This window comes from Enterobacter mori LMG 25706, from assembly GCF_000211415.1.
GTDB classification, from domain to species: domain Bacteria; phylum Pseudomonadota; class Gammaproteobacteria; order Enterobacterales; family Enterobacteriaceae; genus Enterobacter; species Enterobacter mori.
Map to the genome: position 1 here is coordinate 19965 of NZ_GL890779.1, position 10186 is coordinate 30150.

Sequence of the window (10186 nt, forward strand, 5' to 3'; positions counted from 1 at the left end):
GCGCCAGCAGGCGCTCAACGGACGGGGCGAAGTAGTAGCCGCCGGTCACCGGTTTCGTGAAGCGCAGCATGGCGTCGCGCTTGCCGTCGGTATCACCAAACATGCTCAGCAGCTGCTGTTCAATGTTATACAGGCGCGCGCAGTAGGCGCAGAAGTAAAGGCCGTGCGTGCCGCTGGCCGTACCGTACGGCAGGCTCTGGCGGACAATCTTCAGCCCTTTTCCGTCTTCTTTGAGGTCAACGCGGGTCAGGTGAGAGGTAACGGGACGGTCATCGCCGTCGATCTCTTCGTTGGCTTCTTTGGTTCGGCCAATCATCATCTCCTGGTCGTGCACGCTCATGCGGTTAAGCTGCTTGAGGTTGTGCTCCCAGCGCTGCACGAACACGTAGCTGCCACCTGCATCAACACCGTCTTTGATCACCGCCACGTCGCGACGCGTCTCTTCGCCTGCCGGGTTTTCGGTGCCGTCAACGAAGCCGCTCAGATCGCGCTCCTCCACCCAGCGGAAGCCGTGAACCTCTTCCTGCACCTCGATGCTGTCGCCAAAGGCCTCAACAGCAGCCTGGGCTACGGAGAAGTTCACGTCGTGACGCAGGGAAAGAATGTGGATCAGCACGTCGTACTGCGTGGCAGGTGCAAGGCCTTTGCCGTAAGGGATAAAGTCTTTTAACTCTTCCGCCCCTTCGCCACCGCTCAGCTGACGCCAGACGTTATTGCCAAAGGCGACAACGGCACCGAGGTGGGCTTCCGGGAATTTAGCCTGGAAGGTCGCCAGTTTATCAACGAACACTTTACTGGCCGCACGCAGGGCATCCACGTCCCCTTTAACATTGGCTTCAATCCAAATCGCCGCGCGGCAATGTTCTGGCAAAATGCCACTCTGAACCTGAGACATCGCTCCTCCTGAAATAAAGATGCCACGTCAGCGTGGCATTGATGGCGGCTATTATACCCGGATTTCAGCAAGACGGTTTGTTCAGGCGCAAATTACTGCTTCCAGAGTATTTTGCTCACTTTCCAGTTTTTCAGCGTGTCGTCAGATGGCATTAACCCCTCCGGACCGCTCCACTCTCCGGTGAACAGGTAGCTGATGTGCTGGCTGCCTTCAGCCTTACATTCCACAGCAACCTTGTCGTCAGACGGCACGCTGGTGCAGTTGCCGAACGCCTGTTTATAGAGATCGCTAAACGGGGTCCCCACTTTCACACCGGTTGCGGTTGGAATGTCTTCATCCATCACCGCGATACGGTTTACCGTGCCTTTATCACCATTAATCACCAGCGCCAGCGTGTCACCCTTCAGCGCTTCGAAGTAACGCACGATATTGCCATTTTCGGTTTTCATGCCGCTGCGCAGGCGATAATCACTGCTCAGGGCATCCTGAATGGCATCCTGATCCAGCGCGGTTGACGCGGTAATTTTTCCTACGCCCTGCTCGGTCACTTCGGTGGAAGAACCAAACCAGTTCCACGGATACGCAGAAGACCAGTTAATAGAGGAGAGCGTCGAACAGCCGGTCAACGCCAGCGGAAGAGCGCATAAAAGTAAACGCAGCGATTTCATTGAAACGTCCTTTCTAATTAAATCAACGCTTGTTGGAGTGCGACTTCGGCAAAAAGTGCCGAATTAATCATCCTGATGCCTAAAACAGGCGTGAAGGCGAGGATTGGTCAGCAGCCACAGTAGCGCCACGATATCGGCAACGACCAGCGCAATACCGATGCCCGTGAGCGGCTCACCGTACCACCAAAGTACCGGCTGCCAGAAGAGCAGCGCAATTTGGGCAAGGATCAGCAGCCAGCGAAGCGCGCCCCAAAAGCGAGGGATCAGATGCCGCCGTCCGCTGACCAAAAACGCCAGTACGGCCGGAATGCCCGGCAGTAATCCGATCCAGAATGCATCGTGATCGGGATAGAAGAGATTCAGCAGCGTGTCGCCCTGCCCGCGCGACGCTCCGGCCATTACAAACAGCACCCAGGTGCGGGCCTGTAACAGCAGAACGCACCAGAACAGAAAAGGCAGCCTGACGCGGCCCTGCGCGTCATAGTCAGCCGGATGGATCTCAGTACTCTTCATCTTCGATCAAACGCTTGCCCAGAGTCAGCACGTCAGCGTGCTCGTAGCCCAGACGCTCATACATGCCCAGCACCACGTCGTTATCTTCTCGCACCATAATCTGAATTTTCGGACAGCCGCGAGCGATGAGTTTCTTTTCCAGGCGATTGAGCAGCGCATTGGCAATGCCGCGCGCCCGGTATTCCGGATGCACGCCCAGATAATAGGCCGAACCGCGGTGGCCGTCGTAACCGCCCATCACCGTACCGACAACCTCACCGTTCACTTCCGCGACCAGAAACAAACTGACGTCGTGATTCACCTTACGTTCGATGTCCATTTCCGGGTCGTTCCACGGACGCAGCAGATCGCAGCGCTCCCAAAGGGTAATCACCTCTTCGAAATCTTCCTGGCGAAAAACGCGTATCTCCATGGTATTAACCGCCTTTTTGGGTTTAAAAACAGTGATTATGGCGTGAACCCTGCGTTTAGCCAATAACCGGGGAAAATCTCGCCAAAATTTGGCATAATGTCACTTTGTCACGTATTGAAATGAAAAGTAAAACAATTATCAATAAGGACTGTCGTAACGGTAATCACGATACGATATAACACCAGGATCGCAATTTTTACTATTCAGGCCGCATGAGCACATTCAAACCATTAAAAGCACTCACATCGCGTCGTCAGGCTCTCAAAGCGGGGCTGGCGGCCTTAACGTTAACGGGCATCGCTAAGCAGGCTCAGGCAAAAGACGAGAGCACGCTTAAAACCAGCAACGGGCACAGTAAACCGAAAGCCAAAAAGCCGGGCGCGAAGCGTCTGGTGATGCTCGATCCGGGCCACGGCGGCATCGATACCGGCGCCATCGGCAAAAACGGGTCGAAAGAAAAACACGTCGTGCTGGCGATTGCAAAAAATGTGCGATCGATTTTACGCAGCAACGGCATTGACGCCCGCCTGACGCGCTCCGGGGACACCTTCATTCCGCTGTACGACCGCGTGGAGATCGCCCACCAGCACGGCGCGGATCTGTTTATGTCGATCCACGCAGACGGCTTTACCAACCCTTCGGCAGCAGGCGCATCGGTGTTTGCGCTTTCCAACCGTGGTGCCAGTAGCGCCATGGCAAAATACCTCTCCGACCGCGAAAACCGGGCGGATGAGGTCGCCGGAAAGAAAGCCACCGATAAAGACCATCTGTTGCAGCAGGTGCTGTTCGACCTCGTGCAGACGGACACCATCAAAAACAGCCTGACGCTCGGCTCGCATATCCTGAAGAAGATTAAGCCGGTGCATCGTCTGCACAGTAAAGGCACCGAGCAGGCGGCGTTTGTGGTGCTGAAATCGCCGTCGATTCCGTCGGTGCTGGTGGAAACCTCTTTTATTACCAACCCGGAAGAAGAGCGGCTGCTCGGCACCACGGCGTTCCGCCAGAAGATCGCCAACGCCATCGCCTCCGGCATTATCAGCTACTTCAACTGGTTCGATAACCAAAAAGCGCACTCCAGGAAACGTTGATGAAACCCAATGCACAGCTGGTCAAAAAATTCCTGCTGCAGCTGCAGGATGATATTTGCCGGAAACTGGCCGCCGTAGACGGCGGTGAATTTCAGGAGGATAACTGGCAGCGCGAAGCGGGCGGCGGCGGGCGCAGCCGGGTGCTGCGTAACGGCGGCATCTTCGAACAGGCGGGCGTCAATTTTTCCCACGTTCACGGCGACGCGATGCCCGCGTCTGCGACGGCGCATCGCCCTGAGCTGGCGGGCCGCAGCTTCGAAGCGATGGGCGTCTCGCTGGTAGTGCATCCGCACAACCCGTTTGTGCCGACCAGCCACGCCAACGTGCGCTTTTTCATTGCCGAAAAACCGGGGGCCGACCCGGTCTGGTGGTTTGGCGGCGGTTTCGATTTAACGCCCTATTACGGCTTCGAAGAGGATGCCGTGCACTGGCACACTACCGCGCGCGATCTCTGTCTGCCGTTTGGCGAAGACATCTACCCGAAATTTAAAAAGTGGTGTGATGACTACTTTTACCTGAAGCACCGCGACGAACAGCGCGGCATCGGCGGGCTGTTCTTTGACGATCTCAACACGCCGGATTTTGATACCGCGTTCAGTTTTATGCGCGCGGTAGGCGAAGGCTATACCGACGCCTATCTGCCCATCGTCGAACGCCGTAAAAACACCGACTACGGCGTGCGCGAGCGTGAGTTCCAGCTTTACCGCCGCGGCCGCTACGTGGAGTTCAACCTGGTGTGGGATCGCGGGACGCTGTTCGGCCTGCAGACCGGCGGGCGCACGGAGTCGATTCTGATGTCGATGCCGCCGCTGGTGCGGTGGGAGTACAGCTACGAACCAAAAGAAGGCAGCCCGGAGGCTGCCTTGCGTGAGTTTATTCAGGTTCGGGACTGGGTGTAACCCCCTCACCCCTGCCCTCTCCCAAAGGGAGAGGGAGTATAAATTCCCTCTCCCTTTGGGAGAGGGTTAGGGTGAGGGGTGGGGTTAATTACAGAGGCTGCGTTTGCGCCTCAACCACCGCCAGCGCCACCATATTCACGATACGACGCACAGAGGCAATCGGCGTTAACACATGCACCGGTTTCGCCACGCCCATCAGTACCGGTCCTACGGTCACCCCTTCAGAGCTGGAGACGCGCAGCAGGTTATAGCTGATACGCGCCGCTTCCACGTTTGGCATAATCAGTATGTTGGCCGATCCCTTCAGCGGGCTGTCCGGCATACGTTCGTTGCGGATGCTCTCCACCAGCGCCGCATCGCCGTGCATCTCCCCGTCTATCATCAGCTCCGGCGCACGCTCGCGCACCAGCTCCAGCGTCTGACGCATTTTGCAGGCCGCCGCGGATTTAGACGAACCAAAGTTTGAGTGCGACAGCAGCGCCACCTTCGGCTCGATACCAAAGCGGCGCACGGTCTCGGCGGCCATCACGGTGATCTCCGCCAGCTCGTCCGGGGTCGGATCGTCGTTAACGTAGGTGTCAGCAATAAAGGTGTTGCCGCTTGGCAGCAGCAGCGCGTTCATCGCCCCGGCGGTATGGACGCCGTCACGATAGCCGAAGATCTCCTGCACCACGCTAAAGTGCTCGTGGTAATCGCCAATGGTGCCGCAGATCAGCGCATCCGCCTCGCCGCGATGCACCATGATCGCGCCGATCACCGTGGTGTTGCTGATGACCGCTTTCTGCGCCTGCTCCTGGGTGATCCCACGGCGCTTCATGATCGCGTAGTATTCGCTCCAGTACTCTTTGAAGCGCGGATCGGATTCGTTATTAACGATCTCGAAGTCGACGCCCGGCTTAATCTGCAGGCCCAGCTTCTGAATGCGCATCTCGATGACGCTCGGACGACCAATCAGGATCGGCTTCGCCAGCCCTAAGGTGATCAGCTCCTGGGTGGCGTGCAGCACGCGCGCCTCTTCCCCTTCCGCCAGCACCACGCGCTTCGCGTCGGCACGCGCCTGAGAGAAGATCGGCTTCATGAACAGGTTAGTTTTGTAGACGAACTCGGTGAGCTTATCGACGTAAGCGTCGAAATCCTGAATCGGTCGCGTCGCCACGCCGGAGTCCATCGCCGCTTTGGCAACGGCTGGCGCAATTTTCACAATCAGACGCGGATCGAACGGTTTTGGAATGATGTAGTCCGGGCCAAAGCTCAGATCCTGATCGCCGTACGCAGACGCGACCACTTCACTCTGCTCGGCGTGCGCCAGCTCCGCGATGGCATGAACGGCGGCAAGCTTCATCTCTTCGTTGATCGCCGTTGCGCCGACGTCCAGCGCGCCGCGGAAGATGAACGGGAAGCAGAGCACGTTGTTCACCTGGTTCGGGTAGTCCGAACGACCGGTGCAGATAATGGCATCTTCACGCACCGCTTTCGCCAGCGGCGGCAGGATTTCCGGCTCCGGGTTCGCCAGGGCCAGGATCATTGGCGCACGCGCCATCTTCTTCACCATCTCCTGAGTCAGCACTTTCGGGCCGGAACAGCCGAGGAAGATATCTGCGCCGTCAATAACGTCCTCAAGCGTGCGTTTGCCGTCGTCTTCCACCGCGTACGCCGCCTTGGTTTCCGCCATGTTCGGCTCGCGGTCTTTATAGATAACGCCCTTGGAATCGCAGACCACAATGTTGTGTTTCTGCATACCCAGCGCCACCAGCAGGTTCATACAGGCAATCGCCGCCGCGCCCGCGCCGGAGACCACCATGCGCACGTCGGAGAGATTTTTCTCGACCACGCGCAGGCCGTTCAGAATGGCGGCGGTACTGATAATCGCGGTCCCGTGTTGGTCATCATGGAACACGGGAATGTTCATACGCTCGCGCAGCTTCTGCTCGATATAGAAACATTCCGGCGCTTTGATGTCTTCCAGGTTGATCCCGCCGAAGGTCGGCTCCAGCGCAGCCACCACGTTGATGAATTTATCGGGATCGAGTTCGTCCACCTCGATATCAAACACGTCGATACCGGCGAATTTCTTGAACAGAACGCCCTTCCCTTCCATCACCGGTTTACCGGCCAGCGCGCCAATGTTGCCCAGCCCCAGCACCGCCGTACCGTTAGAAATAACGGCGACAAGGTTGCCGCGCGCGGTGTATTTGTAGGCTGCCAGCGGGTCTTTTTCGATTTCCAGACACGGCGCAGCGACGCCTGGCGAATAGGCCAGCGCCAGATCGCGCTGGGTCGCCAGCGGTTTGGTAGGGGAAACCTGGATTTTGCCCGGGACAGGAAACTCGTGAAAATCGAGGGCACTCTGTTTTAACTGATCGTCCATCTTGTTATTCCTTTTACGTATCGGTCAGATAGTATCGCCGCAGGACAGCGCATAAACTTTGAAGGCTGCCAAACTCTCACCATCACACATTAAAAATTGTTATCAATTTATAACAGCCATGTTACCCGTCTCAAAAGCAATGCTTCCCCCGTCTGCTATGCTTTTTTGTTAAGTCCATCATGATTTTCTCAGAAGTGTGAACTAACGCACTCATCTAACTCTTTTATTTCCAAGGAGTAATGATTTATGAACCAGCTAGACGGCATCAAACAATTCACCACCGTGGTTGCAGACAGCGGTGATATCGAGTCGATTCGCCACTACCAGCCGGAAGACGCGACCACCAACCCTTCGCTGCTGCTCAAGGCGGCCGGGCTTGCCCATTTTAGTCATCTGATTGATGACGCCATTGCCTACGGTAAGCAGCGCGGGAAAACGCAGGAGCAGCAGGTCGCCGAAGCCAGCGACAAGCTGGCAGTTAATTTTGGTGCAGAAATTCTGAAAAGCATTCCGGGGCGCGTGTCGACCGAGGTGGACGCTCGCCTCTCGTTTGATAAAGAAAAAAGCATTAACAAAGCCCGCCGCCTGGTGGAACTCTACCAGGAGCAGGGGATCGATAAATCACGCATTTTGATTAAGCTCGCGTCGACCTGGGAAGGCATTCGCGCCGCGGAGGTGTTGGAAAAAGAGGGCATTCACTGCAACCTGACGCTGCTGTTCTCCTTTGCCCAGGCGCGCGCCTGTGCCGAAGCGGGCGTATTCCTCGTCTCGCCGTTTGTCGGGCGCATCTACGACTGGTATCAGGCAAAACAGCCGATGGATCCGTACGTGGTGGATGAGGATCCGGGCGTTAAATCGGTCCGTAATATCTACGACTACTACAAACAGCACCGCTACGAAACCATCGTGATGGGGGCCAGCTTCCGCCGTACCGAGCAGATCCTCGCCCTGGCAGGCTGCGACCGTCTGACCATCTCCCCTAACCTGCTCCAGGAGCTTCAGGACAAAGAAGAGACGGTGATCCGCAAGCTGGTGCCGACCTCCACCGTTTTGCCAAAACCGAAAGCCATGACCGAAGCGGAGTTCCGCTGGGAGCACAATCAGGACGCAATGGCCGTCGACAAGCTCGCGGATGGCATCCGCCAGTTCGCCGTCGACCAGCGCAAACTCGAAGATCTTCTTGCCGCCAAACTTTAACCTTGCCACGGAGTGAACTATGTCCCGTAAAGAGCTCGCCAATGCCATTCGCGCCCTCAGCATGGATGCCGTGCAGAAAGCCAATTCCGGCCATCCCGGCGCACCGATGGGCATGGCCGATATTGCCGAAGTGTTGTGGAACGACTTCCTGAAGCACAACCCGAATGACCCCACCTGGTACGATCGCGACCGATTTATTCTTTCCAACGGTCACGCATCGATGCTGCTCTACAGCCTGCTGCATCTTTCCGGCTACGACCTGCCGCTTGAGGAGATAAAAAACTTCCGCCAGCTGCATTCCAAAACGCCGGGCCACCCGGAAATTGGCTATACGCCAGGTGTAGAAACCACCACCGGCCCGCTCGGCCAGGGGCTGGCCAATGCGGTCGGGCTGGCGATTGCCGAACGCACGCTGGCGGCGCAGTTTAACCAGCCGGACCAAGAGATTGTTGACCACTACACCTACGTGTTTATGGGTGACGGCTGCCTGATGGAGGGGATTTCGCACGAGGTCTGCTCGCTGGCGGGCACGCTGGGACTCGGCAAGCTGATCGGGTTTTACGATCACAACGGCATCTCCATTGACGGGGAAACCGAAGGCTGGTTTACCGACGACACGGCAAAACGCTTCGAAGCCTACCACTGGCACGTGGTGCATGAGATTGACGGTCACGACCCTGAGGCCGTGAAAAAAGCGATTCAGGAAGCGCAGAGCGTGAAGGACAAACCGTCCCTGATTATCTGCCGCACGGTCATCGGCTTCGGCTCACCGAACAAGGCGGGCAAAGAGGAGGCGCACGGCGCGGCGCTGGGTGACGAAGAAGTGGCGCTGACCCGGCAGAAGCTGGGCTGGAAATACCCGCCATTTGAGATCCCGAAAGAGATCTACAGAGCCTGGGATGCCCGCGAAGACGGTGAGAAAGCCCAGCACGCCTGGAACGAAAAATTTGCCGCCTACAAAAAAGCGCATCCGGAGCTGGCGGCCGAGTTTTCACGCCGCATGAGCGGCGGCCTGCCGGAAGACTGGGACGATAAAACCCAGGCGCTGATTGAAAACCTGCAGTCCAACCCGGCGAAAATTGCCACCCGTAAGGCGTCGCAAAATACCCTGAACGCAATAGGTCCTATTCTGCCCGAACTGCTGGGCGGCTCGGCGGATCTGGCGCCGAGTAACCTGACCATCTGGTCCGGCTCGACATCGCTGAAAGAGGACATTGCCGGGAACTACATCCACTACGGCGTGCGCGAGTTCGGGATGACGGCCATTGCCAACGGCATCGCCCATCACGGCGGCTTTGTGCCCTACACTGCCACCTTCCTGATGTTCGTCGAGTACGCCCGTAACGCGGCGCGCATGGCGGCGCTGATGAAGGCGCGGCAAATCATGGTTTATACCCACGACTCCATCGGGCTGGGGGAAGATGGGCCGACGCACCAGGCGGTTGAACAGCTGGCGAGCCTGCGCCTGACGCCGAACTTCAGCACCTGGCGCCCGTGTGACCAGGTCGAAGCGGCGGTGGGCTGGAAGCTGGCGGTGGAACGCCACAACGGACCAACGGCATTAATTCTGTCGCGCCAGAACCTGGCGCAGATTGAGCGCACCCCGGAGCAGGTGAAAAACATCGCCCGCGGCGGCTACATCCTGAAAGACAGCGGCGGCAAGCCGGACGTGATCCTGATTGCCACCGGTTCCGAGGTGGAAATCACGGTGAAAGCCGCGGAGAAACTGACCGCCGAAGGACACGCGGTGCGCGTGGTTTCTCTGCCTTCCACGGATATTTTTGATGCACAGGATGAGGCGTACCGGGAATCGGTCCTGCCGTCCAGCGTCGCGGCGCGCGTGGCGGTGGAGGCCGGTATTGCCGACTACTGGTACAAATATGTCGGGCTCAAAGGGGCGATTGTTGGCATGCGGGGTTACGGTGAGTCCGCCCCTGCCGATAAGCTGTTCCCTTACTTCGGCTTTACCGTTGAGAACGTGGTGGAGAAAGCGCTGAGCGTGATCTAGTGCGGCCTGCGTGCCCGGCGGCGCTACGCTTACCGGGCCTACGGTTCGAAGTGTCGTCGGCCGGGTAAGGTGCAGCCGCCACCCGGCACATTGTCACATACCGCAGGATTCGTAGGCCGGGTAAGGCGAAGCCGCCAC

Annotated in this window: 9 protein-coding genes; 4 read left to right on the forward strand and 5 right to left on the reverse strand. The window is 57.7% G+C overall.

The window, feature by feature from the left end; genetic code table 11:
• The 4 genes from ENTMO_RS24280 to ENTMO_RS0117530 form a co-directional block, all read right to left on the reverse strand.
• On the reverse strand, positions 1 to 895 hold an 895-nt coding region (locus tag ENTMO_RS24280; RefSeq protein WP_010433773.1), incomplete at its 3' end, for a Dyp-type peroxidase.
• A 92-nt stretch (positions 896 to 987) separates the two neighbouring features.
• On the reverse strand, positions 988 to 1563 hold the full coding sequence (locus ENTMO_RS0117520; RefSeq protein WP_010433775.1) for an RpoE-regulated lipoprotein: 576 nt from the start codon (positions 1561 to 1563) through the stop codon (positions 988 to 990).
• A gap of 63 nt (positions 1564 to 1626) precedes the next feature.
• The gene (locus tag ENTMO_RS0117525) at positions 1627 to 2076 is read right to left on the reverse strand and encodes a DUF2919 domain-containing protein (protein WP_010433777.1); all 450 of its coding nucleotides are present in this window, start codon (positions 2074 to 2076) and stop codon (positions 1627 to 1629) included.
• Positions 2063 to 2488, reverse strand: a complete 426-nt coding sequence (locus tag ENTMO_RS0117530) for a GNAT family acetyltransferase (protein WP_003861292.1) — start codon at positions 2486 to 2488, stop codon at positions 2063 to 2065. Before ENTMO_RS0117530 ends, ENTMO_RS0117525 begins: the two co-directional genes overlap by 14 nt.
• A gap of 212 nt (positions 2489 to 2700) precedes the next feature.
• Here ENTMO_RS0117530 and amiA point away from each other — a divergent pair, with 212 nt between their 5' ends.
• Positions 2701 to 3576, forward strand: a complete 876-nt coding sequence (gene amiA, locus ENTMO_RS0117535; RefSeq protein WP_010433780.1) for an N-acetylmuramoyl-L-alanine amidase AmiA — start codon at positions 2701 to 2703, stop codon at positions 3574 to 3576.
• Entirely contained in the window at positions 3576 to 4475 is a 900-nt protein-coding gene (gene hemF / locus ENTMO_RS0117540) for an oxygen-dependent coproporphyrinogen oxidase (protein WP_010433783.1), read from the forward strand. The genes amiA and hemF overlap by 1 nt, the downstream gene beginning before the upstream one ends.
• Positions 4476 to 4563: 88 nt before the next feature.
• On the opposite strand, the gene maeB is transcribed toward hemF, so the two are convergent.
• Positions 4564 to 6843 (reverse strand): NADP-dependent oxaloacetate-decarboxylating malate dehydrogenase, encoded by a 2280-nt coding sequence (gene maeB, locus ENTMO_RS0117545; protein WP_010433785.1) that lies wholly within the window; start codon positions 6841 to 6843, stop codon positions 4564 to 4566.
• Between the two features lie 246 nt (positions 6844 to 7089).
• Here maeB and tal point away from each other — a divergent pair, with 246 nt between their 5' ends.
• Together tal and tkt are read left to right on the forward strand one after the other, a co-directional pair.
• Entirely contained in the window at positions 7090 to 8040 is a 951-nt protein-coding gene (gene tal, locus ENTMO_RS0117550) for a transaldolase (protein WP_010433786.1), read from the forward strand.
• Between the two features lie 19 nt (positions 8041 to 8059).
• Positions 8060 to 10048, forward strand: coding sequence for a transketolase (gene tkt / locus ENTMO_RS0117555; protein ID WP_010433789.1), 1989 nt, complete (start codon positions 8060 to 8062; stop codon positions 10046 to 10048).
• Positions 10049 to 10186 lie beyond the last annotated feature (138 nt).